This window comes from Mucilaginibacter psychrotolerans (assembly GCF_004519315.1).
Taxonomy (GTDB): Bacteria; Bacteroidota; Bacteroidia; order Sphingobacteriales; family Sphingobacteriaceae; genus Mucilaginibacter; species Mucilaginibacter psychrotolerans.
In genome coordinates this window covers 415678-442019 of record NZ_SOZE01000001.1, presented here as the reverse complement: position 1 = coordinate 442019, position 26342 = coordinate 415678, and the positions used below count along the sequence as shown (strand labels likewise).

Here is a 26342-nt window from a genome sequence, read left to right as displayed (position 1 = left end):
CCGCTAGCGTTCATCCTGAGCCAGGATCAAACTCTCCATTGTATAATGTGTTGTTATAATCCAAGCCCTATTAAACTCAATCAATAGAAACTTGTAAAAAAAAATATTCTCTTACATTATCCCTCTATCAATCTCAAGCTTCTTTTCCTCAGCTTTAACAACCCTCCGGTCGTTACGCTGCATAATTTCATTTTCTATCTCTTTTAAGAACTTATTCGGAATGTCTGTCGCAGACATCCTATATGCTTTACTCATCTTGCGATGATATTGCCTTCATTATTTTGTTTCGCCTCGATTCGCTCTCGGCTTCTTTTTCTACTTTCTTTTCAGATTTCGCTTCCCCGTTTTGGGACTGCAAAGGTAGAAAACTTTTTGTTACTTGCAAACTTTATTTTATAAAAGTTATGCTTTGTTTTTCGTTTTTCAACTCGCTGATTGTTACCAATTTGGCGGGCTGCAAAGGTACTTACTTTTCTTTAATTCGCAAACTTTATTTTTTAATTTTTCAAGCTTGCTTTTCAATGTACAACCGCAATTTTGTTACCTCTTTTGCGGGCTGCAAAGGTATTAACCTTTGTTGAATTTGCAAACTTTATTTTTTAATTTTTAGCTGCTTATTTTTTCAGAGAACAACCCGCTATTTCGTTTGCGGGCTGCAAAGGTACGTAGCTTTTTTGCTTTTGCAAATGCTTTACGTATAATTTGCTTAGTGTAGTTTTAACACGCTGTAGATGAGCCATAAAATTTCATCTTATTTGCCCGTAAAGGCCATATTGAGTAGTTATTACCGGGTGTTACTGCTGCATGCGTGCAAAAGGCGCCTATTTACGGGTAGCGTTATTACAACATCTATATGGCTAGTATAGCACGAATAGATTAATATGATTCCCCAAAAACGACATTGATTACCTATAACGGCCCAAGATGGCTAAAAAAAGCCCCCTCGCACTCGCTGCCTGGGGGCTTTAACCTAAACCTTATCACAATAGTAAGCGACGCTTACGAATGAAGCACAAAGGTGAAAAACTATCTGATACTATCCGCCTCAAAAGTGCAGAGCGGGCGTTTGTCCCAATTTTGTCCTACACTGCAAATGCCTATTTACCTACGGTGGCTTGCATTTGCTGGGGGTAACGCGCGCCCTCTATCGTAATCTTAGCCGCCGCAACTTCTATTTGACTAAGATCATCAGCCGTTAGTACCAATCCTGCTGCGCCGAGATTCTCCTCCAGCCTGTGCAATTTGGTTGTCCCCGGGATAGGTACTATCCATGGTTTTTTCGCCAACAGCCAGGCCAGCGCCACCTGTGCCGGGCTTGCGTTCTTTTGGGCGGCTATTTGGCCCAACAAATCTACCAGGGACTGGTTGGCTTTGCGCGCATCAGTACCAAACCGAGGTAGGTTGTTGCGGAAATCGTTTTTATCGAATATGGTATTTTCGTTGATAGCACCGGTAAGGAAGCCCCTGCCCAGCGGACTAAACGGTACAAAGCCGATACCTAATTCCTGCAAGGTGGGGAGGATTTCGTTCTCAGGTTCGCGCCACCAAAGCGAATACTCGCTTTGCAGCGCAGCTAATGGCTGCACGGCATGTGCCTTACGAATGGTTTGCGCACCAGCTTCTGACATGCCGAAGCATTTCACTTTGCCCTCGGCTATCAACTCCTTCACGGTGCCGGCAACCTCTTCTATTGGCACGTTGGGGTCTACGCGGTGCTGGTATAAAAGGTCTATACGGTCGGTTCGAAGTCGTTTAAGCGCACCCTCGGTAACGGCCCGGATGTTTTCGGGGCGGCTATCCAGGCCGTTGGCAGGAAAGCCATCCTTAAAACCGAACTTGGTAGCTATTACTACCTCATTGCGGAAGGGTTGCAGTGCCTCACCCAACAATTCTTCATTGGCGTAGGGGCCGTAAGCTTCGGCAGAATCAAAAAAAGTCACCCCGCGCTCAAAAGCAGCACGTAGTAGTTTTACAGCATCTTTAGTGCCGGTAGCCTGGCCGTACGCAAAGCTCAAGCCCATACAGCCGAGCCCTATCGCCGATACCTCCAGACCACCGGTACCTAGTTTCCTTTTCTCCATAATGTTAGTTTATTCTTAAGGTTTATCTATATATATTACTACGTCGCGTCAGTATGTTGCCGCCGACCTTATTTTATAAGACCGTAGTACTCTTCGTCGGTAACCCTATCCAGCCAATCCACTACCCCCTTTTGTGTATTGGTACTGACAGCAATGTGCGTAAACCAGCTATCGGGCGATGCGCCATGCCAATGCACCAAATCGGGTGTTATCGTAACCACATCGCCTTTGTGCAATACCTGAATAGTTTTGCCTTTTTCCTGATAATAGCCAATGCCTTCGGTACAAAGCAAAATTTGCCCGCAGGGATGGGTGTGCCAGTTATTGCGTGTACCCGGCTCAAATACTACATTGCCTATTACGCTGTTAAAAGTGGTATCGTTAGGTACCAAAACTTTTACCCAGGCCTGCCCTGTAAAATAATCAGCCGGGGCACTATCACCCTGCGGAAAAATGGAATCTGTTTGTTGATGATCTGCTGTGCTCATTATTTAATGTTCTTACTTTAAGTACAATGATAGATAAATATAAAGTTAGACAAACACGAGGGTAGTCGTTATCACTAATCAAACAAAAACTTACAACATTCAAACAGCTTTATACCTATCCGTGCTAAAAACCAATACTGGATATTCGTCATGTTCCTGATATCAAATACTGAGCTTATTTTTAAAGTTTCGCCGCTTGCGAGTTCGTTGTATTAAGGTAATGTTATCTTTTCAATTTTTTGAATACACACTGGTATGGCTACCTTATTTTTAACGCGCACTCAACCCATAACATGAAAAAAATCTTCCTCGCTTCCCTTTGCACGGCCATTGTCCTTTTGTGTTTCCATTCGGCAAGCGCGCAAACAGCAGCAAAACCCCAGCGGACCATCATCATTATGATGGACGGCTTCGGCAATGACTATTACCGAAATAGCGACATGCCCAACCTTAACCAACTGGAAAAAGCAGGCATTTACAACGTAGTAACATCCCTGATGCCTGCCGTAACCAACGTAAACAATATTGCCATTGCCACCGGCGACCAGCCCTCAAAGAATGGCATCACCGGCAACGTATTCTTTAATCCCAAAACCCAAAAGGAGGAATACATAGAAGACCCGGCGCTCATACTCACGCCTACCATTTTCCAGCGGGCAAAAAACATGGGGGTTAAATCGGCCCTGTTTTCCTGCAAAAAGAAAACGATAGACCTGATGGGCGGTTTTGCTGATATCAGCCTTTGCCCTGAATGCGATGGCGCGGGCAGCAGCATATGGGCAAAAGAATTTGGCACACCGCCGGATGTTTACTCCAAAGAGATCTCCTATTGGATTTTTAAATCGGCTATATACACTATCAAAAACAACTCTGATCTGGGCCTCATCTTCATCCATACCACCGATTACCCCATGCATATGTGGCCGCCCGAAAGTGCCGACGCCAAAGATTTCCTGCACCATGTAGACGAATATATTGGCGAACTGAGGAAAATTGCGCCTGATGCCGCCATCCTGATTACTGCCGACCATGGCTTGAACAGCAAAAGCCTGTGCTGGGATTTGGAAAAAGCCCTGCAGGCCCGCAACACCCCGGTGAAAATTGTGATATCGCCGGAAAAGGATAAATACGTAAAGCACCACCGAGGGATGGGTGGCGCGGCTTACGTTTACCTGAACGATAATAAAGATCTCGAAAATGTAAAGAAAACTATCCTCTCTTTAAAAGGTGTGGAAGCCGTATTGACACGTACGCAGGCAGCAAAGCGGTTCGGCCTGATGCCGGAGCGCATTGGCGACCTGATGGTGCTTGCCGATAAGACTACCGTATTCGGCTACCTGGAAAACACCGAATCGGAACAGCTGGATACACACTACCGCAGCCATGGCTCGGGATATGAAGCGCATGTACCCTTATTCGTTTACAACGCTAAGAGTGCCCCCAACGCAGCTTATTTCAAATACAATTACCTGCTGGCCGCCTGGCTGTACCGCAATTAGCACACCGGCCCATTTGTTTAGCCTGCCCTGCTGTTTCAATTTTCGCAAGGCAGGCCAAAGGTTAATAGCAATAGCTATTTTAACGGTTTTGCGGGTATCCTTATAACAGTAAAAGAATAGGCTGGCAGCGTTTGGGTTAATTGCTTCGGTGCTTTTATCTGCGTAGTGCCTGGTTTCAGGAATTTATCGGCCAGATTGCCTGTAAGCACGCTTTTAGTGGCCGTTGCCGATAAAGCCGGGAAACTGCTAAGGTCAATACCCGCGTTCACTTCAACGGGCAGCAGGTTGGCCATCTTGATGATGACATCGCCGGTTTGCTTATCTTTTACAACCGAGATACCGATGCGCTTTTTCACGGAAGTAGCGGTATCGCTCAGGGTAACTGCCGATGGCATATAAATATCGCCTGCATTTTTACCGAACATGGTTTGCACATAATAGCCCGTAGTAGGCTTAACTTCCGTATTGTTGAAGTAAATCATATCCGGGTTCCATTGTGTGTGGTTTTCTTTGGCCAACAAGGGTGCGTAAGATGCCATTTTTACCACATCGCCATTCCGTTCCAGCGAGGTTAGATAAAGTGCCTCGGCCAGCGCTGTTTCTAAATTGGTTTGGCCACCGGGCGCATGAGCCGCATATTCGCCCAGGTAAACTTTAGATTTTGTACGGTCGTAACTATCGTAACGGCTTTGGTTATTGATAAACCACCCCGGGCTCTCGTAATAATGCTCGTCAACAACGGGCACTTTGAGTTTGCCCGCTACGTCCCAGCCCTCCACAAAATCGGTACCCGAGTGGAAGGGACCAACCGTACCGATCACAGTTATCTCGGGGTGGCTTTTGGCCAGTGCATTAAATATCATCTTAAACCGGACCTCGAAAATATCCGAAATTAAATCCTCGTTACCGATGCCGACGTACTTAAGGTTGAATGGTTTGGGGTGCCCTGCCTGTGCCCGCTTTTTACCCCAGGTGGTAGTTACGGCGCCATTGGCGTATTCAACCAGGTCGTTGATATCCTGTATGTAGGCCTGCATATCTGCCATAGGGATGCCGCCTTGCTGGCCATCGCCACCGGTTGATGAGTTTTGGCAGGGCACGCCTGCGGCTATAACCGGCACAGGCGCGGCGCCAATATCCTCGCAAAACTGAAAATATTCGTGAAAGCCCAACCCTGCGCTTTGATGGTAGCCCCAAAGGTTGCGCTGCGGTATCCTGGTCTCCACCGGGCCGATGGTATTTTTCCAGCGGTAGATGTTATCGAGGCCATCGCCGTGGGCAACACAGCCGCCGGGGAAGCGCACGAAGCGTGGATGGATATCGGCTATGGCATCGGCCAGGTCGGTGCGCATGCCGTTTGGCCGGTTCTTGTAGGTATTCGCCGGGAACAGCGATACCATATCGAGTGCAAGCTTCCCTGACGAAAGCGGTTCGATATACAGCGCGGCATCCGTCACCGTTGCTGCTGGTACCAGTGTAGTACCCCACTTCTTCCACCCTGTTGATGTTAGCTTGATCACTGCTTCCGCCACTACGCCCTGCTTTGCGCTAACCAGTTTAACTTTTATTTTTCGGGGCGAAGCGCCATCGGCTTTGCCGAAGAAGGTGAAGTTATACTTGCCGTCCTTTTTCAGCGCAATGCCATCGTAACCGGTGTTGTACAGCACGCCGCCGGGTTTGTTCACGCTCAGCTGAGCGTAATGCTGGTTATAGGCGTTTATTGGCGCAACCGAGTCAATTTTTAAACTGATGCCATCGCCTTGCACTTTCCAGGCATAGGTGCTGTTCCAATTGGCATCGCGGCCGGATTTGTCCGCTGGTGCGTATTCGAAATCGCGGTTCTGTATCATTTCGGCATACAGCCCACCATCGGCAGCATAGTTAATATCCTCAAAAAATATCCCGATGAGCATATCGCTTATGGGTTTCGCGGTAGCAGGCAGCGGCTTTATCGAAATACTCAAGGGCTTAAGACCGGAATATGTTGCGCTATCCTTGCGCAAGGTTTCGCTATTTAACGCACCGGCCCGCTGGCGTTGTTTAAAGGTATTTACCAGCTTATCCAGTACCGGCCTGGCAACCAAAGCGATATTGCCTGTTTCGGCCCCTTCTGCAAGGTTAAGGGTTTGAGGCTGATTTACAGCTGCCGCATCCGGAACCTCCTGCGAAGCGGAATATGCTTTAAAATCTACAGTGTTGATCCGATAGTGCTTACCTTTTTTATCTGAGTAGTTTATATGGTAGGTATTTTGCGCTGCATCGTACGTAACCGATGTGTTCAGGAATGCATCACCTTTAGTAATTGCGGGATAGCTTTGCCTTTTCCAATTGATTAAATCTACAGATGCAGCGTGGGCGAAAGCACGTATATCGCTGCCGAGGCCCCATACGCAGTGCCACAACCCTGCCCTATCGCGGAAAAGGAAGGGGTTGAACATTTTTTTACCCCTGCCCCATGGGCCGTAGTCGCTTTTTACGAAACCGTAGTTAGTGCCTATGCTTTCCCACTTTGTTTTATCCACGCTCCAGGCTAGCTGCAAGCCTGCATCGTGATTATTTTTGGCCGACGCGTAAGCAAAAAGATATGCCGAATCGGGTTGCGCCGGCCGTTCGGTAGCCTTTGCGGTCACCGGCAAAACAGAAACGGCAAAAAGCACCAGGAAAATTGCATGATATTTTATTTTTTTAATATGCATTAGGTCAATATTTGGTAGTTCAATAATCGTCACGGGTTTCTTCCGGCTGCCCTACAGCACGGAAGCTAATTTATAATTGGTGCAAATAAATTGATATCAAATATGCGCATATTTTATTAATTGTAAAATAAACACTTAAAATATTGAAAAAAGGGCGACTCAACTCCTGGAACTTTCCGAGTCTTAAAGCACGCTCAGATTATTGCCCGTGCTAATTAACTCCATTATTTAACAAAATCCACTCTATGCGATTTACGGCCCCGGCATATATTTCCAACGATGCCTAGATTAAGTGTCAATAACACACTCATACTAATGTGAGTGAAAAGACCCGCATTACGGACGAGCTCGCTGAAACCGTTAGGACCCCTACATCAGATTCATGCAACGCAGGGTTTTGAAAATAACCGATACCACCCGGATAGTTTAAGTGGATAAACTAGTGCATAATTTCTATAAACGAAGAAACCCGCTATTTGAGCGGGCTTCTTTCTTTATATATGGTTGAGTTTATATGCTTAGTTTTCTGCGTAGATAGGTTTCGCAACACCGTTATCGTAAGCTTTCAGGTTTTTCTTAAGCAGTTTGCGAGCTACGTGTATGCGGGTTTTCACGGTACCAATAGGGATAGTGAGGTGGTCGGCAATCTCGTGGTATTTATGGCCTTCAAAATACATGGTGAAGGGAACATAATAATCGGCTGGCAGACGATCCAAAGCGCGTTTAATATCATCCATCACAAATTTGGCTTCGCCTTGATTTTTGGTTGAACTGAATACCAGATTCGGTGAAGAAATCTCATCGCTCTTGGTAACAAATGTGCTCATTTTAACAAAACGGCGGTAGTTGTTGATGAAGGTATTTTTCATGATGGTGTATAACCAACCTTTCAAATTCGTACCTTCTTTAAACTTATTGTAGTAAGTTATGGCTTTCAACATTGTATCCTGAACAAGGTCGTTAGCATCGTCTGCATCGTGTGTGAAGTGTAAGGCGTATGACCTTAATGAACTTGCTTGACGTAATACCAGGGTGTTAAACTCAATCTTTGTCATTCTGTTAATGTTTTGTACAGAACAGTATTCAAACATGATACCACTAATAAAAAGTGTAGCGAATTTTAGAATGCCGCAAAAACACCCACACAAATGGTAGCTACGTTCGTTTTAGCGTATAAAAAACACAAATAGCTAGAAATCAGTGTCATTAAATAGTCATTGGCTAAGAAAAGCAGCGCTGGGGAATCAAAAAAGAATTTAAAACAATTAGGTTTTTAAGCGCTTAGCGTAGAGCCGATTGCGAAAATATCTTTATAGTTAAAGATGTTACTTTACTATATTCACCTCACGGTGTAGGGTAACGCCAAATTTAGTGTACACACTGTCTATGATTTGCGACGAAAGGCCGTACACTTCTTCGCCCGTTGCCCCGCCATGGTTCACCAGCACCAATGCCTGGTTCTTCCAGGTGCCGGTATTACCAACAGTTTTACCTTTCCAGCCGCATTGCTCTATTAACCAGCCGGCGGCCAGTTTTACCAGTCCATCGCCTGCAGGGTAATGAACAACATCCGGGTGATTTTGTTGGATAGGGCCAAATTCTTCTGCAGTAATAACGGGGTTTTTAAAGAAACTACCTGCATTGCCGATGGTAGATGGGTCGGGCAGTTTGGATACCCGGATATGCGATACCACCTGCGATACGTCTTTCAGCGTAGGCTCGCTGATGCCGCGGGCAGCTAGCTCCTGCTCTATTGCGCCATATTTTAAATTAAAGTTGGGAACAAGCGATAAATGAAATTTAACCGATACAATGATATACTGCCCGGCAAGTTCACCTTTGAATACGCTTTCGCGGTAACCGAATCTGCAATCTTCCTTAGTAAACGTTTTAAGACTACCTGATGCAATCTCAAATGCCTGGCAGCTTTCGAAAACATCTTTCAATTCCACGCCGTATGCGCCGATATTCTGGATAGGCGATGCACCTACCGAGCCTGGGATGAGACTCAGGTTCTCCATGCCTGCGTAGCCGTGATCTACACAGTAGTTCACCAAATCGTTCCAAACCTCACCAGCGCCGGCCTCTACAAAAACATCATTGTGGCTGATGCGATGCTCAATGCCACGGATATTGAGGCGGATAACCAAGCCGTTGAAATCGGCTACCATCAGCATATTGCTACCGCCACCTAATATCAAACGAGGCATGCTGAGCCAAATTGGGTCGGCAAATAATTCTGTTAATTCATCGGCATGGCTTATTTCTGCAAAATAGCGGGCATTGGCATCTATGCCGAAAGTGTTGAAGTTTTTAAGGGATACGTTTTCCTGTATTTGCAGCATGATGGCGAATTTCGGAAAATTATCTAAGATTGGCTTTTTAGATTTGACAACTTTCGAAAAGTTGTCAAATCTTTTTATCAATCAATCCTAATCAAATAAAAATGACTCAGGGTGCTTCCCCGCGTGGCTTTATTGATAAAGGCTAACTTTAAATTCTCGCCAAAGTAATTATCGAATACTTTAACTACGTGTATACGCAGCGGGCTGCTTTTAAGCTTGTCCATAGCCTCATCATTGGCAAACACCAATTGGCCCTTGGCAATGCCCTTGTTAATGACATCTTCGGGCCGGAGGTAAACCACGGGCTGTTTCATATAAAAATCGAACCTATCGGCCATAGGGGCCAGAGATATTACCGGCCTGCCGGGAAAATTGACGTTTACATACTCCGCCGCTACCGTATCGCCTTTATAACTTACCAGCATTGGGTAAAACACCAGCACAAACCACGCATTGATGATTATCATCAGCACACAGCTTAATAGAAATACGGGCTGGTAGCTGCTACTACGCTGCCGGTAAATAAAGTATGCGCCAAGGATACCCACCAAAAGCAAAACAATCGCAATCCATAACTTTTCGGGTGCAAACAAAAAGCTGATAGCCGCAAATGCCGCCAGCAACAAGCCGCATATCACATACTGACTTATCTTGAAAAACCGCAATTCGGCACCGGCGATTAAAGGGTGGATAAACCCGGCGGTAATCACCGCGAAAAACGGAAACAGGATATTGGTATAAAATGGCAGTTGGAATTTAGAAATGGAGAAAATGAGCAGCATCACCACGGATGCGGTGAGGCAGAGGTATTCGGGCTGCGCAATCTTTTTAATGATGTCTCTTAGCTCTTTACCAAGCGCGTAAAAGAAAACGATAGCCCATGGTGCAAAGGCCCAAAGCAAAGTATGCAGAAAGAAAAAAGGGTCGCCATGCGAGTTTTTGATAAAGCCATCATTATTGAAACGACCGAACTGGCTACCCCACAAAAACCACCAAATGCCGGATACGCCTGTGCGGCCGAACACCGTTTTTTCGGGATGCAGATCGAACTGCCGGTAAACCGTATAAATCTCGGGGAGTATAAACACGCATACCAACAGTACCGAGAATAGCCAGCGCCATTGCAGCATTCCTTTGTAATCTTTCTTAAACACATAATCGCCGATGATGGCGCTGCCAATGGGGATAAGCAGGTAAATGCCTTTAGTCATTACCGCACACGCTGCAAACAGGCTGGCCAGTAGCAACTGCACAATGCTGAATTTCTCCTTCAGCCGATAAAAGTGATAAACGCTTCCTACCAACAGGCCCATTATATAAGGCTCGGCACGTACGTCGGTGTTCGACATGATAGCGTGCTGGGCCGTAAGCAATATCAGCACCGCCAGTAGCGCGGTTTGCTCATCGTAAAATTTGCGCGCCAATTTATAGGTATAAAACACCGACAAGAAATAAAACAGCAAGCCCGGCAGCTTATAAGCAACGGTATTTACGCCGAATATTTTAAAGCTGATGGCCACCACCCAAAACGGAAAGTGGGGCTTATCCAGCCAATCGCGCCCGTGGTAAATAAGGTCGGTAAAGTTGTTGCTGCGGGCCATGTTGCGGGCAAGCATGGCATATAGCGCGGGGTCATCGGTAAAAAAAGGGATGGCTATGCCGGCGATGTTTATCAATATGGCAGCGGCTACAACGTAATAATATACGCTATGATGTAATTGCCCGCCGGGAGAGGTGATTGCTTTTTCCACTAAACTTGTTTAGTTTCTACGAAACGCAGGGTTTAAGTTCCCTTTATGCAAATTTAACCTGCTGGTATTGGCAACCTGTTAAGCCATTATTATTATATTGCAACGTAAACCTTATCAAAAAATCACTATGACCCCACGTTCGTTTTGGATTATCCTGTTAAAGTTAGTTGGCGTTTGGGTACTCATTCACGCTATCGATGTAGTTGCGCAATTCTTCAACGTTCTTTATCATGCCTCGCCTTCGGGTATGAGGTTCGAAAACTGGGAAGTGGTGCTTATTTCGTTGATTCTCCTTTTAGTGTACATAGCACTGGTGCGGCTACTGGTGTTCAGGCCAGATATCATAATAGAGAAACTGAAGCTGGATAAGCGTTTTGAGGAGGAACAATTCAGCCTCAATATCCACCGCTCTACTGTTGTAGCAATCGCCATTATTATTGTAGGGTCGCTAATGATTATGGAAACGCTGCCTGTATTCTTCAGGGAGGTGTACTTTTATTACCGGTCGCAATCGTTTGACCAAATGGGGCCCCACATGGACCTGACAACAATGCTTTTCGATCTCGGTAAAATACTGATAGGCTATTTGCTTGTGGTAAATAACCGGATGGTTGTAAATTTTATCGAAAAGACAAGGAGGGAGCCGGCGCAACCCGAAGAAGACGAGCATCAGGCAACCGAAGAAACCGCTTCAAAAGAAGGAAACGAACAGCTATGAAAAAAATACTGATACCTGCCATATGCCTTTTATTGGCCGCCTGCGATTCGGGCTCGGGAGATAAGCCCCAAATAAACCTCGCTGATACTACCGTTGTACCCGGAAAACCATTGCCTGAACTTGTTTCTGCCGACCTCGTGAAGATTGACAGCTCGGCCTATGTGATGTACCCGCTGCTGCATAATCGCGATCAAAACGACGAGGATAGCGGTTCGTTCGTGAGTAGTGATGGCGGCAGGAGCCGTATGTTTTGGAATATCATCTTTTATAATACGGCCACAAAAAAATACCACTTGCTTGATGATAAGAGAAAAATGATCATCAACGCGTATAATATCGCCGATTCCAATTCCGAATACTATGGAGATGTGTCGGTACCCGACCAGTTTAACCCCAATACCATCCAGGAAGGAAACTTCATTTTTTATTCGATAATTACTGAGGATTATAATAAGGACCGAAAACTTGATAGCGACGACCCCACTTATTTATTTATGAGCGACAAAGAAGGCAACAATTTAAGGCAGATTTCGCCAAGCGGCACCAATGTAGTCAGTTGGGACCTAATCAAAAAATCGGCGGTTATACTCATGCAAACGCAACGGGACAGCACCCGTAACGGCGAGAAATTCGAAGCGCCCCGGGTACCCTACATTTACGATTTAAAAAAAGGTGGCATTCCAGAGCGGGTATTCGATGCGAAACTCAACGGAGAGTTAAACGCACTTCATCAAAAACAGTGGCCTGTTAAAAAGAAGTAATGATTCTCAAATGAGCAAATAGAGTTTCCTTTTACCTATTTACACGATATGGCAGTTATTAATACCGCCCCTCGGCTTGCTCTCTTTGCTATTTCAGCAGATCATTAAGCGGGTTAGCGAACGTGTAGTTGTCCCTATGCGCTAGTATGGTTGTATTCCCATTCCTCAATTGCAGGAATTGCTCCGTTACGTTAATCTCGTATTTCCCATTAAAAACGTTTTTGATAGAATCTGCATCCATTAATAAATTGCCATCTTCATCCATTTTCCAGGTTCCATTGATGGCGTAACTGTTAATTCCGGGTAGTTCGAGCCTCCCATCCGTTCTAAACCCGGTCATATCCATACAGGGCGCGTTGTCGTTAACATCCTGCATGTAAGCAACCACCTTCGTACTTGGTCCTATTAAAACGTTTTGATAATAAATGCGGTCGACACACCAGGTACCTTTTGAGAGGAGTTCTGAAGATGTTGGCCTGATCAAAAAATAAATGATGGAGGTTAACACGGTTATAAATATTACAACCACCAAAACAATGCGATACCCTAAGCTTATGTTAAAATTCCTCATACGCTGCCAAATTAATCATTCCAAGCCAAGTACTTCGGCTGGTTAGGCGCTAACAGCGTCGGAGCAACAGCATTCAATGTCCTTCCGTTCAACACCAGCTCATACAGCTTCAAATAATCCGCAGCCATTTTGGCGATGTTGAAGTTGTCGACAGCGTATTCGTGGCAAAGTTGCCTGCTATAACTATCTACATTCTTTAAGCCTTCTACCAAAACGGTTTTACTGTTTGATAACAGCCCCACCTCTTTCGGCACCAACTCCGGCAAGGAGCCGTATGGCGTACCGAACACCGGGCAGCCGAAGTAAAGGCTTTCGGTAATGGCTATACCGAAAGGTTCGTTCCATAGCACGGGGAACAGCAGGGCCTTGGAGCCGTTCATCACTTCAGATTTCTGGTCATTGTTGACCATCCCCTTAAAACGCACGTTCAAATTCGGTGTAAAACGCAGGCCCATCTTCAGGTTGAAGCGCGTGCCGCCCATTACCACCAGCTTGTTGCCGCTTTTGGTGGCCACATCAATAGCACCCTGCACGTTCTTAACCCGCCAGGCGGCTTTGGCTAAAAAGTGGGTATAGTTACGTTTGTTATTAAGGTTGGGTCGGCGGTAGTCGGCGGTATCCAGTCCGTTATAAACGTAAGTTGTTGAGCCATTGCGTGCCGCGTGGTTGGCTGATACGAATACCGAGTTGATATCCATAGCCCCCCTGCCCGAGTTATTGTGAACCGTACACAAGTAGGGCTTTTTAGTAAAACCCTGCACCTGGAACTGGAAATGCACCACATCGATATCATCGGGTATTTGCTGATTCAAATCCATCGCAGCATCGTATACCACCACACGTGCAAATGGGCAATTAGAGCCTGCACCTACCAAATAGGTAACCTTATGCCCCTGCCGTACCAGTTCCTTGCCGAGCCACCAAATTACCCGCTCGGTGCCGCCATAGGTGGTGGCCGGTATGGGCGTATCATTTACGATGAGGATGTTCATTACCGGCAAAGTTAGCTTTCGGCACAAAATAAAATGGCGAAATTATAAAACATCAGCTTTTTTAATTATTTTAGTAACTCCATTAACTTATTAACAAATTTTAAAATCCCCACATGGCAGCCATTACAAAATCCGCAACACCACCAATTAAAAAATCAGGACTAAACCCCATCATCATTATTGGCTCTTTATTTTTTATCCTGGGTTTTGTGGCCTGGCTAAATTCTGTACTTATCCCCTACTTAAAAATAGCCTGCCAGTTAACCAACCTCGAGTCGTACCTGGTGGCAAGTTCTTTTTACATCGCCTGCCTGCTCATGGCCAAGCCATCGGCATGGCTATTGAAGTTACTGGGCTTTAAAAATGGGATGGTGGCAGGCCTGGTACTGATGGGCGTTGGCGCTTTGATTTTTATTCCGGCTGCCTTAACCCGCGTTTACGCTGTGTTTTTGATAGGTCTTTTTGTTCAGGGTTGTGGCTCGGCGGTATTGCAATCGGCATCTAACCCTTATATCACCATCGTTGGCCCGCCCGAGAGTGCCGCCAAACGCATCAGTATTATGGGTATTTGCAACAAATTTGCCGGTGTACTGGCCCCATTGGCCCTTGGCGCAGTCATTTTAAATAACCTCGACGGTTTTGAAGCCAATCTTGCCAAGCTTAGCCCAACCGAAAAACTCATCCAGTTGAACGAACTGGCCTCGAGGGTAATCGTACCCTACCTCCTCATCGTAGTAATACTGGTGATATTGGCGGTACTCATCTACTTCTCAGGCCTGCCCGAAATAGATACCGACCACGAGGACGAAACCGTTGCAGCGGCCAACTCGGGCAAAACCAGTATCACGCAATTCCCGCACCTGGTGTTGGGCGTTATCGCTTTGTTCTTTTATGTAGGCGCGGAAGTTATCGCCGGCGATTCTATTATCGGTTATGGCACATCGCACCATATCGCGCTTTCTACCGCCAAGTATTTCGCCTCAGGTACTTTAGCGTGTATGGTGATCGGTTATGTGGTGGGCATATTGTTTATCCCCAAGTATCTTTCTCAGCAAAAAGCATTGGTTGCCTGCGCCATATTGGGTGTTGTACTAACCACCATTGCGCTGTTTACGCCAAAATATGTTTCTATCAGCTGCATCGCGCTTTTAGGTTTGGCTAACTCGCTGATGTGGCCCGCCATTTGGCCGCTCGCTTTATCGGGCCTGGGCAGGTTTACTAAACTAGCATCCTCACTGTTGGTAATGGGCATTGCAGGTGCGGCAGTTTTCCCGCCTATATACGGTGCGCTGGTAGACCATTTCAAGAAAACGCAGGGCATTGAGGCAGCGTCGCAATCTTCTTATTGGATATTGATCCCTATTTATTTGTTCATACTTTATTATGCCGCAGCGGGGTATAAGGCTGGAAAGAAGGTAGTAGCTTAAATATTTTGTCTGAACTCGAATTTATCGAATTAGGGGATTTTTTAGCATTTAGGAATATTCTATTCTGTTAAATTCAATAAATTCCTTAAAATTCGAGTTCAGACAATTAATCACCAAAATAATTCAAAATCAAACCACTCATTTTGAATAAATAAGTAGTTTTGAGGGAATGAAACCAAACCTAAACTACTGGCAAACTGCCTTATTGTATCTTCCATCTCTGGCTGCGTTTGTACTCATGCAAACCCACCACGCAGCCAACGGAAAGATGGTTAGCCTGCATACCGAAAACGTGCTGTTCAATTTCAATACTTGGTTGGTAATTACCTACCAGGCTTGGTTGTGCATAAAATTCAACAGCCGGGCGGCGGGCAAAATAACCTGGTTTAGTATTAATGTTTAAATACCCGCTATATTTTTCACAGCATATTTTCTATACGTACTTTATTTAACCTATTTTAGGCCTGCACCTGCTCATTTATCCATAGCGCCAGCGACACCTGTGCATCACTTTAATTTCTCCGGTTGGATTTTCATTTTGTTTCTATTGCATGCAGCCATTACCTTTTTTGCAATAAATACCCCTTACGTATCCGCCAGAATAAAAAAGGTAAAAGATATATCAGAACAGGATGAATTGAGAATAAATTTCCTGGACCCGATGCGGCGGCTTATCAGGGTGTCGTTAATTTTGATGATAAGCCTTTTTGTAATAACCTTTATTGCTGATATAGTTTCTTTAATTTAATGCCGCAAACTAACAAATGAAGCGTAAACCAATCTTATCAAAACTCCGCAGTATTTACACTAATAAGACTAACGCTTCTGCCAAACAGCTTTTACAACAAGCTATCGAGTTAGAAGACCAGGGTAATACCGATGAGGCTATCATTATTTATACTGAAGTTATAAAAGCAGCTCCCAATTGGGCAACGCCTTATTATAATTTAGGATTGATTTATAAATACAGGAACGAATGGCATCTGTCGTATACCAACAACGTTAAAGCTTTAGCTATCGATCCGGATGATGAAGCAGCGAGATGGAATTTAGGAATTGCAGCAACCGCATTACGCAACTGGAGAACAGCCCGCGAATCCTGGAATCGCTTTGGGCTAAAGCTCGAGGTAAATGATGATGAACCAAATCTTAATTTAAGCAGGGCACCGGTAAGGCTAAACCCAGATGAAGGCGGAGAAGTGGTTTGGTGCATGCGGATAGATCCGGCAAGGGCCGTTATAGAAAACATCCCATTTGCATCGTCTGGACACCGGTATGGCGATATAGTTCTTAACGATGGCGCTCCCGTTGGTTCGCGAGTAAGTGGGGGAAAAGAATACCCTGTATTTAACGAATTGCAATTGTTAATCAAATCGAACTATAACACTTATTCAACAACGGTTTATACCAACGAACAGCGGCATATAGATAAGCTTTTAGTTCTATGCGAAAACGAAAACGTACAAATTGAAGATTGGTCGACGGTTAGGCTGCTCTGCAGGCAATGCAGCGAAGGCAAGCCCCATGAGCATCATGACGAGGAGTTAAAAGAAGCCCATAAAAGTGAACACTATATTGGTTTTGCATCAGAGAATAAACAGGCGATATTAAATGCGCTAGAAAATTGGCGCGTAATATCGTTGTGCGAACATTCTGAATTGGTTTTGGAACTTTAATAATTCTCTCTTTGTGTTTTTCCAAACCACTTCTTCCCCACCACCAATAAGCCAAACTCTTCCGAAGGATTCTTCTCCGTGGTTTTATGGTGGATTTTATGCGCCCGGCGGATAGCCATTAGGTAACGATTGCTGCTTTTGAAAGCTTTGAAGCGGTTATGGATAAACCAATCGTGAAAGATGAAGTAGATGGTACCATAGGTACTGATGCCCGTACCAATCCAAAAACGGTAATCTAAAGTGAGATGCCCCAGCCACATCAGCCAAAGAGCCAATGCTGCAAAGCCAATGCTGAACAAATCGTTCAGTTCGAACCAGCCGTGGCGTTGCTGATGGTGCGTTTTATGTATAAACCACAGCGGCCCATGGAACAGGTATTTATGCATAGCCCAGGAAGCGAGCTCCATGCCGGCAATTGTCGCCAATACAATCCCTACGTTTATCAATACTTGCATAAAGCTCCAAATCAAAAAGAGCAGAATCAACGTGAATTGTTCTGCTCCTTGATAAATCTAAAATCGTAATTCTACAATCGTAAATTAAATATGAATAGCCCTGTTCTCAGTAGCGGCCAAGCAGGCTTCCCTCATGGCTTCTGTATAAGTTGGGTGTGCGTGGCTGGCACGGGTTACGTCTTCTGCAGAGGCGCGGAACTCCATGGCAATTACCGCTTCGGCAATCATATCTGCAACACGGGGACCAATCATGTGTACGCCTAAAATCTCGTCGGTGGTTTTATCGGCGAGCACTTTTACAAAACCGTCTAAATCGCCACTGGCACGGGCACGACCGCTTGCTTTGAAAGGGAACGAACCTACTTTGTAAGCAGTGCCTTTTTCTTTCAGTTGCTCCTCGGTATAACCAACGGCAGCAACTTCCGGCCAGGTGTACACTACGCCAGGTATTAGGTTATAGTTGATGTGCGGTTTTTGACCGGCAATCAGCTCGGCAACAAAGGTGCCTTCGTCTTCGGCTTTGTGGGCAAGCATAGCGCCTTTTACCACGTCGCCAATGGCGTAAACGCCCTTAACGCTGGTCTCCAGGTGCTCATCAACGGTAATTTTACGACCACGTTCTTCAACGGTGATGCCGATTTTATCCAAACCTAAACCATCGGTGTAAGCAACACGACCAACGGCTACCATGCAGTAGTCGCCTTTCAATTCTATTTTCTCGCCTTTAGGGCTATCGGCAGTAACGGTTACCACATCGCCTTCGGCAGTAGCGCCGGTTACTTTATGGCCGAGGTAAAACTCCATGCCCAGCTTCTTCAACACCTTCTGCAATTCGCGGCCAAGGCCCTTATCCATGGTTGGGATAATACCATCCATAAATTCTACCACCGATACTTTGGCACCCAAACGTGCGTAAACCGAACCCAGTTCCAAACCGATAACACCGCCACCGATCAATATGAGGTGTTTGGGCACTTCGGTAAGCTTTAGGGCCTCGGTAGAAGTTATGATGCGTTTTTTGTCTATCTTCAGGAAAGGCAGGCTGGCTGGTTTTGAGCCGGTAGCAATGATGACCTTTTCGGTAGTCAACTCGGTAGCCGTATCATCTGCCTTGGTCACGATGATGGTGTTTTTATCTTTAAAAGAACCAACGCCCTGGTGAACGTCGATCTTGTTTTTCTTCATTAAATAAGTGATACCGCTGGTGTTGGCATCCACTACCTCCTGTTTGCGTTTGATCATCTGCCCGAAATCGATACCCAGATTATCCAGTTTTATACCGTGGCTAGTAAAAGTGTGGGCGGCGTTATGGTAGTGTTCAGAAGAATCGAGCAGCGCCTTTGAGGGAATACAGCCCACGTTGAGGCAGGTGCCGCCAAGGGTGTTGTATTTTTCGACAATGGCGGTTTTCATGCCTAATTGCGCACAGCGGATTGCGGCAACGTAACCACCCGGACCAGAACCTATAACGATAACATCATATTGCATAGTAGTGTATTTTATGGCTGGCAAAGTTAAGGAATTAGAACCGGGATTTTTCACTACATAATTGTTTTTAATGGCGTTCAAGAGGGCTTCGCCGTTAAACAGATTTATGGGATTTTGGGATTTAATTGCATAGCTGTGAATGTGGTACTACCTTTACCGCCATGCCTCAAAAAAAAGCGATTATAATAGGTGCCGGTATTGCGGGTATAGCTACAGCCATCCGCCTGGCGGTTAAAGGCTATGCGGTAGAGGTGATAGAAGCCAACAGTTATCCCGGCGGCAAGTTATCAGCAATTGACCTGAAAGGTTACCGTTTTGATGCCGGGCCCAGCCTGCTTACCATGCCGCAGTACATCGACGAGCTGTTTGTACTGGCCGGTAAAAACCCTGCTGATTACTTCCGTTACCAAAAGCTGGATACGGTTTGCCATTACTTTTATGAAGATGGCACGCGTATAAAGGCATACGCAGATACGCAGGAATTTGCGGCAGAGCTCAACCGCACCACGGGCGAACCCGCCGAAAACGTATTGAAATACCTGGCCAACAGTGCCGACATCTACAATATTACCAATCATGTTTTTTTAGAACGCTCACTTCACCGGCTGCAAACCTTTGCCCGTTGGGATACCATCCGGTCTATCTTCAGGCTGCCAAGGATCGATGCGATGCGCAGCATGCACAAAGCAAACGCAGGATATTTTAAAGATGAGCGCGTGATACAGTTTTTCGACCGCTATGCCACCTACAATGGTTCTAACCCCTACCAGGCACCAGCCACGCTGAACGTTATACCGCATCTGGAGCATCACTTCGGCGCTTACTTCCCGGAGGGTGGCATGTACAGCATCACGCAATCCCTGGTAAAACTGGCGAAAGAGTTGGGCGTGAATTTCCGTTATCATACCAGGGTTAATGAGATAGTGGTCGTCAATAAAATAGTTAAGGGCGTGCGGGTAAACGGTGAGGCTATGGTTGCTGATATCGTAGTATCAAACATGGATATTTGGCCCACCTACAAAAACCTACTGCAAAAGTACCCCAGTCTGCATCCTGAACGGATATTAAGCCAGGAACGAAGCAGCTCGGCATTGATCTACTATTGGGGGATAAAAAAGGCGTTCCCCCAGCTTGATCTGCATAATATTTTTTTCAGTGCCGATTATCAGGCCGAGTTTGCCCACATTTGGCAGCAGCAGGATATCTACCACGACCCTACCGTGTATATTAACATTAGCTCCAAATTTGAAACCAATGATGCGCCAGTTGGCTGCGAAAACTGGTTTGTGATGATCAACGTACCTGCGAATGAGGGGCAGGATTGGGACAGTTTGATAACCGATGTACGGCAAAATATCCTACGCAAATTATCCAAAATTTTAGGCGAAGATATTGGCGGGCTTATCGCCTGCGAATCCATTTTAGATCCGCGCAGCATCGAAAGCAAAACATCATCTTATAAAGGTTCTGTTTATGGCACCAGCAGCAATAGCCAGTTCGCGGCCTTTTTAAGGCATGCCAATAAATCATCAAAAGTTAGTGGTTTATATTTCTGCGGCGGAAGCGTGCATCCCGGCGGGGGCATACCGCTGTGTTTGTTATCCGCGAAGATATTATCAGAGACTATATAAAACTTCGTCATTATAAGGCACGAAGACAACCGACCAAAGGGAGCTCATTAATTCCTTTAAAAGATAACAAACACATTAATAATCATCGGCAAGCAGAGTCGTTTTGTAAGTCCGACTCGCTCGCCAATGGTTGCGGCACTATCGCTCGTAATGCCGCGGGGGCTATTAGCTTCTGTCTTGTCTCTTGATTCTCTGCTCTTGATTCTATCTACCCTTCCAGTACCATTTTCTCCAGCGCATCAATCCACTTGGGCGAGTCGTTCAGGCTTTCTACCAGTTGCACATGTTCGCCGCCGAGCTCCTTAAATTCGTCGCCGTACTCGGTGGTAACCTCAAAAACAGTTTCCAGGCAATCGGCTACAAAAGCAGGGCATAATACCAGCAGGCGTTTTTTGCCTTCCTCTGCCATCTGTTTGATAATGTCGCTGGTGTATGGCTTCACCCAGGGATCGTTGCCTAACCTCGACTGGAAGCAAACGGTATATTTTTCCTTTGGTAAATTCATTTTTTCGGCTATCAGGCGCGCCGTATCAAAAGATTGTGCGGAATAGCAGAACTTGTTGGTATCGTTAAGCGTGTTGCAGCAGCCATCTACCTTTAAGCAATAGTTGCCCGTGTGATCGCATTTTCTGAGCTGGCGCTGTGGCAGGCCGTGAAAGCTGAACAGGATATGGTCGTAAGTTTCGGGCTGATGCCTGGCTGCGTTATCCGCAAAGGTTTCTATCATCAGTTCGTTATCATGAAAGGAATTGGTGAAGGTGATGTTGGGCACGGTTTGCCAATCCTTTACAATACGCATCACCTTTTCGTGTACCGAACCTGTACTGGCCGATGCATACTGCGGGAACAAAGCAATTACCTGTATCTCGCTCACCAGGGCCTCTTTCAAACGGGTCAATGCCGATTCGATTGAGGGGCTTTGGTAGCGCATGGCCAGTTCAACCATGTAGTCATCGCCAAGGCGTTGCTGCAGGGCTTGCTGTTGCAATATGCTGTAGTGTTTTAATGGCGAACCTGTTTTATCGTCCCAAATGGCCTTGTACAATTTGGCCGATTTAGGTGCCCTGAACGGCACGATGATGCCCTTCACCAAAAAGGTGCGCAATACGGGGTTAACATCTATCACCCGTCCATCCATCAAAAATTCATCGAGGTATTTGCGTACATCCGCAGTAGAAGGACTATCCGGCGTACCCAGATTTACCAGTAAAATTCCTTTTTTCGCCATAGTTTTAAAGTTCGCAAAAGTAAGATAATTTATAGCTGTGCCTCACTACCCGCAGCCACAAATTACAAATTAATGATGAGGATGAATTTTTGGTGTTTAGAAGTAAGAGGTTAGAATCAAGAGTCAAGAAAAGAACTTACAACGTATGCAGAAGCTTCTTCTTATTTCTTGAATCTTGCATCTTGACTCTAGCTCTCCCCCTTCAGGGGGTTGGGGGGCTGCGCCACAACTTCCACCAGGGTAGCCAGGGCGCATCATGATGCTCATAATGGTAACCAAAAAAATAACAGCTAAAAAATGCCAGGAAATGGTTGCGGCGCTGGCTGCGGCTTTGGTGCTTATTATCATGCTCGCCTTTATGAGGCAGGTAGGTACCGAAGTAAAACAACTGCAAAGTACTCAACAGCGATGGCACCACCCAAAAAAGGATAAGGTTAGGTTGCGGCACCCAGATTTTAAATACGTTGAACAAAATAGCCATCGCCAGAATTTGCCATATGGAAAGGTAATTGCGAATAAACTGCACATACCAGGCAAAGAAGTTGCCGTTGTGGTAATCCGGGTCTTCCGCAGTGTGTACATGGCTGTGATGCTTATGGTGCTTGGTAAACAGCTGCGGGTACAAAAACGCGGCATACAAAAAGGTGCAGATATAACCAATAGAATTATTGATGGCTTTGTTTGGCGCAACCGTACCGTGCATAGCATCGTGCGCAGTGATAAACAAGCCTGTGTATAAGTGCATCTGCACCAAAATAAACAGGTACAGCCAAGGGTTGGCGAAATCTACCCGCCATTGCATTAGCAAAACGGTAGAGGTAAGCCAACTGCCGATAACCAGCAGGGCAACGAATAAACCTAAATAGGAAGGGTTCTTTTGCACGATTTTATTTTACAGCAAATAGCGTGCTGTTAATACGTTTCCAGCTCGGCTTTTACCAATTGCATCAGCCACATAGGGCTCGATGTAGCGCCGGCTATGCCCACTTTATCGCCGGGGGCAAACATATTCTTGTCCAGCTCGCTTACGCTCGATATAAAGTAGGTATTAGGGTTATGCTTGCGGCAAACTTCGTAAAGCACCTTACCGTTGCTCGATTTTTTGCCCGATACGAACACGATCTTATCAAATTTGGCCACAAAGGCGGGCAAATCCTTATCGCGGTTGCTCACCTGGCGGCAAATGGTATCGTTTGCCTTTACTTCGTAACCACGGCTCAGCAACTCATCCTTCACATGGTAAAATTTCTCCATGCTTTTGGTAGTTTGACTGTACAGCGTAAAGTTGGCGGGGAGGTCGGCATTATCCAGTTCGCTAATGTCCTGAAAAACCAACGCATCGCCATTGGTTTGCCCCTGCAGGCCCACTACTTCGGCATGGCCATGCTTGCCGAAGATGAGTATCTTCTCCTTATTATCGTAAGATGTTTTGATGCGGTTTTGCAACTTAAGCACTACCGGGCAGCTAGCATCAATTAGCGTAATATTGTTCTCTAAGGCAATTTTATAAGTCTCCGGCGCCTCGCCATGGGCGCGGATAAGCACCTTTTCGTCGTGCAGGCCTACCAGGTCGGCATGCTCTATGATGCGTAACCCAAGCGCTTTCAGGCGGTCAACCTCTTCGTCGTTATGCACAATATCGCCCAGGCAATACAAATAACCGTCCTCGGCCAATATCTCCTCGGCCATATCTATCGCATACACCACCCCGAAGCAAAAGCCCGAATCCTGATCTATCGTAACCTGTAATTGATAATCACCCATTTGATGACAAAAATACGGTATTTATTTGGGTTGAGAAAAGTTGGAAGGGGTAAAAAAGTTAGAAGGGTTAGAAGGGTTAGAAGGGTTAGAAGGGTTAGAAGGGTTAGAAGGGTTAGAAGGGAATTCGAATTGAAGTGCATTGTTTTATAATTCTGCCAATTATTTTAATTCCATAAAATTCGAGTTCAGACAAATGATAATGGCGCCCCCTTCGGGCCGGCCTGCCGGCAGGTAGGCCGGGCTTTGCAGGGCTACGCTGCGCTCCGGCCCTTCGGGCTAAACCCTTACAATCCCTGGCGCTTTTTTCTGAACCGTTGATTTGAATGATTAAATGATTTCGTTGATGCTGATAGTCTGAACCATGATTTTCTTGATTTAAAGATTACTTGATTTCAACTTGAATCCTTTAATCGTGTAAATCAACGGTTCACACAAAAATCCCGAAAATTCCCAGCACTCCAAAAAATACAAATTCCGTTGCCAGCAGCACTGGCGCAGCAATGCCTTGTTTTTTAAAGCCAAACTTCTCGAACACGAAAAGCATAGCGGCACTTACCAAAAACCAGCAATAATAATTTTTAAAGGGGATGATACCCTCGGCCCAATGCCAGTAATCAAAGTGGATAGCTACAGGTTCTATCAGTAAATCGAGCAATACCAGCAACAATGCGCCGGTAATTACCCTTGCCGTAATGCTCTTTAACCTGCTGCGTTGCATGGTTATCCCGGCAGCATAAATAAGCAAAAACCAATTCACGCCGATAGTGAGCGGGATATCGAAAATTTTAACACCCAATGTTTTACCATAGGCATAATTGCCGAACAGCCAATGTTTATGCACGCCAATCCACTCTACCGCAACACCGGCTACAAACAAAAGAGCCATAAAGCCTATAAACCGATTGTCAAAATGCTGATGCGTGAGTATGGTAACCAGCAGCATCAGCAACAGGTGCCAGGGCACTATCTGCAAAAATAGGGGACGGGACATGGGTAGCAGTAAACCCACCAGGCCCACAACATGAAAAAGGATAATAACAATGATAGCTGTGCGCTGCGTTATACGGAGATTTTTCGGCCTTTCCATTCGGTGGTTTTGGTGAGATGCTTTTGTATTGAAGTGATGCCGATAAGCAGCAAGCTGAACATTTGTACCGGGTGCAAAAATAGGTTCTTAATAGCATTTTGCCCTGCTGATAGTGATATCATCACCCTACCGAGCATTATCAGACCTAGCATAATAGCTATCAAATTCAGGTTCATGGTCATGATGATGATGGCCGGACCGCCCACAATGAGCAGCAGGTATATCAAAAAGCCGATGATATTGTAATTGAAAGCCGCCAAAAAATTCTTGCCGAAGCCATTGATGGCTTCGCTATACCCCTTATACATGCGGCAGCTGATCATTCCATTGGCCAGCAGGGCTTCGCCCGCTAACCTGGTCGACTTTACCATTTTCATGATCTCCACGTCTTCTACCACTTTGTTTTTTACCAGCTGGTGCCATTGATGTTTTTTGTAACCCGTAGCATCAAAAAGCATAAACTGCCCGCTGGCAGCCGATAGGGCTTCGCTCTTTACCAGGTAAACCAATCGCAATGGCAGTAAGTTAAGTAATATATAATGCATCAGCGGCACTACCATTTCTTCGCCTGCACTGCGCATGGTTTGGTTGGTAAACAAACTCAACAACGCCAGGCCGCGCAATTTCATGCGGTGCACCGCGCTGGTGATAAGTCCGTTTTGAACCTGCTCGTCGGCATCCAGAAACAGGTAATAATCTCCGTTAGCCTGTTTGGCTAATTGGTGGCAGGCGTAGTTTTTACCTAACCAGCCGGCAGCCAGCGGTTCACCTTTTATTACACTGAAACGAGGGTGCTTTACGCAAAAGGCAGCGCATACGCTATAAGTATTATCGGTAGAGTTATCGTCCAAAATCAGCACCTCGTAGTTCTCATAATCCTGTTGATGGATAGACTGGAGCAGCGGGATAATGTCTTCAGCCTCATTGCGGGCAGGTATCAAAATGCTCACCTTATCGGCATGATGCTTGCCTATGCGCGGCAGTTTCGGGTTCGACAGGAAATTGAACAGGGTTACCGTAAAGCGCAGTATCAGGAAAACAAAAACAATCAGCAGGACTATAATCACTTTATATCAATTTCGGTTTGGAGCAATTTGCCAGCCTCGTAGTGTTGCTGGTAAGCACTTTGCAGCGCATCGATGGATTTATCGGCATAGTTATCATTATCGGTTTTTAAGTAAACGGTTACCGATGGTTTTTTATGTTTAAAGTACTGAATAAAAGTTGCAGCAAACAACAGCTGGTATTTCCCTTCGGCTTTTTTGACAATTTTGAGCAGGCCCTGCTCAAAATTCACCTTCTCTACAAAGTTAGAATACAGTTTCCCCTGCGGAAACATCAGCACCAGGTTGCCGGGGTTGTTCAATAATTGCGCTGCATAGTCCAAAGATTGCAGTATATCCCGGGAGTTCTTACTTACAGAGAACGCCCCGGCGTAACGCAGCATGCCCTCGCGCTTTGCGGTATCTTCCAGTATCATTACATGGAATTTCTTGTGCAGCAGCTTGTCGTTCAATACATATAGTATCAGCCCGTCCCAAAAACTGAAGTGATTGGCAACCAGTAGTATCGATTTATTGCTGTCTACCTCTATTTCATTATACAGAAACTCATGGAAAGTTTTGCCCACCAGCCGTCTTACATAGGTGTCGAAAATCCATTTCATGAAAGGGTTCTTTTTAGG

General features: G+C 45.7%; 23 protein-coding genes. 7 read left to right on the top strand and 16 right to left on the bottom strand.

Going from position 1 to position 26342, the window contains the following annotated elements; genetic code table 11:
• Positions 1-1097: 1097 nt before the first annotated feature.
• Positions 1098-2081: an aldo/keto reductase gene (locus E2R66_RS02060; RefSeq protein WP_133229346.1), complete on the bottom strand. Its 984-nt coding sequence runs from the start codon at positions 2079-2081 to the stop codon at positions 1098-1100.
• Between the two features lie 68 nt (positions 2082-2149).
• A complete protein-coding gene (locus tag E2R66_RS02055; RefSeq protein ID WP_133229348.1) occupies positions 2150-2569 on the bottom strand; it encodes a (R)-mandelonitrile lyase in 420 nt (139 codons plus the stop codon).
• Between the two features lie 293 nt (positions 2570-2862).
• On the opposite strand from E2R66_RS02055, the gene E2R66_RS02050 reads away from it, so the two are divergent.
• Positions 2863-4068 (top strand): alkaline phosphatase family protein, encoded by a 1206-nt coding sequence (locus E2R66_RS02050; protein ID WP_133229350.1) that lies wholly within the window; start codon positions 2863-2865, stop codon positions 4066-4068.
• Between the two features lie 74 nt (positions 4069-4142).
• Here the strand turns inward: E2R66_RS02050 and E2R66_RS02045 are convergent, their stop codons facing one another.
• The 4 genes from E2R66_RS02045 to E2R66_RS02030 all read right to left on the bottom strand — a co-directional run bounded on the left by E2R66_RS02045 (position 4143) and on the right by E2R66_RS02030 (position 10860).
• On the bottom strand, positions 4143-6764 hold the full coding sequence (locus tag E2R66_RS02045) for an alpha-L-arabinofuranosidase C-terminal domain-containing protein (protein ID WP_133229352.1): 2622 nt from the start codon (positions 6762-6764) through the stop codon (positions 4143-4145).
• Positions 6765-7282: 518 nt separating this feature from the next.
• The gene (locus E2R66_RS02040; protein ID WP_133229354.1) at positions 7283-7819 is read right to left on the bottom strand and encodes an RNA polymerase sigma factor; all 537 of its coding nucleotides are present in this window, start codon (positions 7817-7819) and stop codon (positions 7283-7285) included.
• Positions 7820-8089: 270 nt separating this feature from the next.
• Positions 8090-9109, bottom strand: coding sequence for a UDP-N-acetylmuramate dehydrogenase (murB, locus tag E2R66_RS02035; RefSeq protein ID WP_133229356.1), 1020 nt, complete (start codon positions 9107-9109; stop codon positions 8090-8092).
• A 77-nt stretch (positions 9110-9186) separates the two neighbouring features.
• A complete protein-coding gene (locus E2R66_RS02030; RefSeq protein WP_133229358.1) occupies positions 9187-10860 on the bottom strand; it encodes a glycosyltransferase family 39 protein in 1674 nt (557 codons plus the stop codon).
• Positions 10861-10987: 127 nt separating this feature from the next.
• On the opposite strand from E2R66_RS02030, the gene E2R66_RS02025 reads away from it, so the two are divergent.
• Together E2R66_RS02025 and E2R66_RS02020 are read left to right on the top strand one after the other, a co-directional pair.
• Positions 10988-11578 (top strand): hypothetical protein, encoded by a 591-nt coding sequence (locus tag E2R66_RS02025; RefSeq protein WP_133229360.1) that lies wholly within the window; start codon positions 10988-10990, stop codon positions 11576-11578.
• Complete coding sequence (locus E2R66_RS02020; RefSeq protein ID WP_133229362.1) at positions 11575-12339, top strand: hypothetical protein; 765 nt, start codon at positions 11575-11577, stop codon at positions 12337-12339. Before E2R66_RS02025 ends, E2R66_RS02020 begins: the two co-directional genes overlap by 4 nt.
• An 88-nt stretch (positions 12340-12427) precedes the next feature.
• Here the strand turns inward: E2R66_RS02020 and E2R66_RS02015 are convergent, their stop codons facing one another.
• Both E2R66_RS02015 and E2R66_RS02010 read right to left on the bottom strand, forming a co-directional pair.
• The gene (locus E2R66_RS02015; protein WP_133229364.1) at positions 12428-12910 is read right to left on the bottom strand and encodes a hypothetical protein; all 483 of its coding nucleotides are present in this window, start codon (positions 12908-12910) and stop codon (positions 12428-12430) included.
• A gap of 11 nt (positions 12911-12921) precedes the next feature.
• Positions 12922-13902, bottom strand: a complete 981-nt coding sequence (locus E2R66_RS02010; RefSeq protein ID WP_133229366.1) for a glycosyltransferase family 4 protein — start codon at positions 13900-13902, stop codon at positions 12922-12924.
• A gap of 113 nt (positions 13903-14015) precedes the next feature.
• Between E2R66_RS02010 and E2R66_RS02005 the strand changes: the two genes are divergently transcribed.
• The 3 genes from E2R66_RS02005 to E2R66_RS01995 all read left to right on the top strand — a co-directional run bounded on the left by E2R66_RS02005 (position 14016) and on the right by E2R66_RS01995 (position 17005).
• Positions 14016-15329 carry a sugar MFS transporter gene (locus E2R66_RS02005; RefSeq protein WP_133229368.1) on the top strand — a complete coding sequence of 438 codons (1314 nt, stop codon included), beginning with the start codon at positions 14016-14018 and terminating at the stop codon, positions 15327-15329.
• Positions 15330-15498: 169 nt separating this feature from the next.
• Positions 15499-15732 carry a hypothetical protein gene (locus E2R66_RS02000; RefSeq protein WP_133229370.1) on the top strand — a complete coding sequence of 78 codons (234 nt, stop codon included), beginning with the start codon at positions 15499-15501 and terminating at the stop codon, positions 15730-15732.
• A gap of 361 nt (positions 15733-16093) precedes the next feature.
• A complete protein-coding gene (locus tag E2R66_RS01995; protein ID WP_133229372.1) occupies positions 16094-17005 on the top strand; it encodes a tetratricopeptide repeat protein in 912 nt (303 codons plus the stop codon).
• Here E2R66_RS01995 and E2R66_RS01990 read toward each other — a convergent pair.
• Both E2R66_RS01990 and lpdA read right to left on the bottom strand, forming a co-directional pair.
• On the bottom strand, positions 17002-17460 hold the full coding sequence (locus tag E2R66_RS01990; RefSeq protein ID WP_133229374.1) for a sterol desaturase family protein: 459 nt from the start codon (positions 17458-17460) through the stop codon (positions 17002-17004). The genes E2R66_RS01995 and E2R66_RS01990 overlap by 4 nt on opposite strands.
• Positions 17461-17544: 84 nt before the next feature.
• Positions 17545-18948, bottom strand: coding sequence for a dihydrolipoyl dehydrogenase (lpdA, locus tag E2R66_RS01985; RefSeq protein WP_133229768.1), 1404 nt, complete (start codon positions 18946-18948; stop codon positions 17545-17547).
• Positions 18949-19109: 161 nt separating this feature from the next.
• Here lpdA and crtD point away from each other — a divergent pair, with 161 nt between their 5' ends.
• Positions 19110-20579 carry a 1-hydroxycarotenoid 3,4-desaturase CrtD gene (crtD, locus tag E2R66_RS01980; protein WP_133229376.1) on the top strand — a complete coding sequence of 490 codons (1470 nt, stop codon included), beginning with the start codon at positions 19110-19112 and terminating at the stop codon, positions 20577-20579.
• Positions 20580-20787: 208 nt separating this feature from the next.
• Here the strand turns inward: crtD and hemH are convergent, their stop codons facing one another.
• The 6 genes from hemH to E2R66_RS01950 form a co-directional block, all read right to left on the bottom strand.
• On the bottom strand, positions 20788-21807 hold the full coding sequence (hemH, locus tag E2R66_RS01975; RefSeq protein ID WP_133229378.1) for a ferrochelatase: 1020 nt from the start codon (positions 21805-21807) through the stop codon (positions 20788-20790).
• Positions 21808-22009: 202 nt separating this feature from the next.
• Positions 22010-22690, bottom strand: a complete 681-nt coding sequence (locus E2R66_RS01970; protein ID WP_240049209.1) for a fatty acid desaturase — start codon at positions 22688-22690, stop codon at positions 22010-22012.
• Positions 22691-22719: 29 nt separating this feature from the next.
• Positions 22720-23571, bottom strand: coding sequence for a 4-hydroxy-3-methylbut-2-enyl diphosphate reductase (locus E2R66_RS01965; protein ID WP_133229380.1), 852 nt, complete (start codon positions 23569-23571; stop codon positions 22720-22722).
• 427 nt (positions 23572-23998) lie between these two features.
• Positions 23999-24658 (bottom strand): carotenoid biosynthesis protein, encoded by a 660-nt coding sequence (locus E2R66_RS01960; RefSeq protein WP_133229382.1) that lies wholly within the window; start codon positions 24656-24658, stop codon positions 23999-24001.
• Positions 24631-25725 carry a glycosyltransferase gene (locus E2R66_RS01955; protein WP_133229384.1) on the bottom strand — a complete coding sequence of 365 codons (1095 nt, stop codon included), beginning with the start codon at positions 25723-25725 and terminating at the stop codon, positions 24631-24633. Before E2R66_RS01955 ends, E2R66_RS01960 begins: the two co-directional genes overlap by 28 nt.
• The gene (locus E2R66_RS01950) at positions 25722-26324 is read right to left on the bottom strand and encodes a 1-acyl-sn-glycerol-3-phosphate acyltransferase (RefSeq protein WP_158288318.1); all 603 of its coding nucleotides are present in this window, start codon (positions 26322-26324) and stop codon (positions 25722-25724) included. The genes E2R66_RS01955 and E2R66_RS01950 overlap by 4 nt, the downstream gene beginning before the upstream one ends.
• Positions 26325-26342 lie beyond the last annotated feature (18 nt).

Coding starts and splice junctions, on each gene's coding strand:
- E2R66_RS02055 (WP_133229348.1), bottom strand. CDS start 2,569: ATGAGCACAGCAGATCATCAACAAACAGATTCCATTTTTCCGCAGGGT.
- hemH (WP_133229378.1), bottom strand. CDS start 21,807: ATGGCGAAAAAAGGAATTTTACTGGTAAATCTGGGTACGCCGGATAGT.
- E2R66_RS02060 (WP_133229346.1), bottom strand. CDS start 2,081: ATGGAGAAAAGGAAACTAGGTACCGGTGGTCTGGAGGTATCGGCGATA.
- E2R66_RS01965 (WP_133229380.1), bottom strand. CDS start 23,571: ATGGGTGATTATCAATTACAGGTTACGATAGATCAGGATTCGGGCTTT.
- E2R66_RS02000 (WP_133229370.1), top strand. CDS start 15,499: ATGAAACCAAACCTAAACTACTGGCAAACTGCCTTATTGTATCTTCCA.
- E2R66_RS02050 (WP_133229350.1), top strand. CDS start 2,863: ATGAAAAAAATCTTCCTCGCTTCCCTTTGCACGGCCATTGTCCTTTTG.
- lpdA (WP_133229768.1), bottom strand. CDS start 18,948: ATGCAATATGATGTTATCGTTATAGGTTCTGGTCCGGGTGGTTACGTT.
- E2R66_RS01995 (WP_133229372.1), top strand. CDS start 16,094: ATGAAGCGTAAACCAATCTTATCAAAACTCCGCAGTATTTACACTAAT.
- murB (WP_133229356.1), bottom strand. CDS start 9,109: ATGCTGCAAATACAGGAAAACGTATCCCTTAAAAACTTCAACACTTTC.
- E2R66_RS02025 (WP_133229360.1), top strand. CDS start 10,988: ATGACCCCACGTTCGTTTTGGATTATCCTGTTAAAGTTAGTTGGCGTT.
- E2R66_RS02010 (WP_133229366.1), bottom strand. CDS start 13,902: ATGAACATCCTCATCGTAAATGATACGCCCATACCGGCCACCACCTAT.
- E2R66_RS02015 (WP_133229364.1), bottom strand. CDS start 12,910: ATGAGGAATTTTAACATAAGCTTAGGGTATCGCATTGTTTTGGTGGTT.
- crtD (WP_133229376.1), top strand. CDS start 19,110: ATGCCTCAAAAAAAAGCGATTATAATAGGTGCCGGTATTGCGGGTATA.
- E2R66_RS01950 (WP_158288318.1), bottom strand. CDS start 26,324: ATGAAATGGATTTTCGACACCTATGTAAGACGGCTGGTGGGCAAAACT.
- E2R66_RS02040 (WP_133229354.1), bottom strand. CDS start 7,819: ATGACAAAGATTGAGTTTAACACCCTGGTATTACGTCAAGCAAGTTCA.
- E2R66_RS02045 (WP_133229352.1), bottom strand. CDS start 6,764: ATGCATATTAAAAAAATAAAATATCATGCAATTTTCCTGGTGCTTTTT.
- E2R66_RS02020 (WP_133229362.1), top strand. CDS start 11,575: ATGAAAAAAATACTGATACCTGCCATATGCCTTTTATTGGCCGCCTGC.
- E2R66_RS01990 (WP_133229374.1), bottom strand. CDS start 17,460: ATGCAAGTATTGATAAACGTAGGGATTGTATTGGCGACAATTGCCGGC.
- E2R66_RS01960 (WP_133229382.1), bottom strand. CDS start 24,658: ATGGAAAGGCCGAAAAATCTCCGTATAACGCAGCGCACAGCTATCATT.
- E2R66_RS02005 (WP_133229368.1), top strand. CDS start 14,016: ATGGCAGCCATTACAAAATCCGCAACACCACCAATTAAAAAATCAGGA.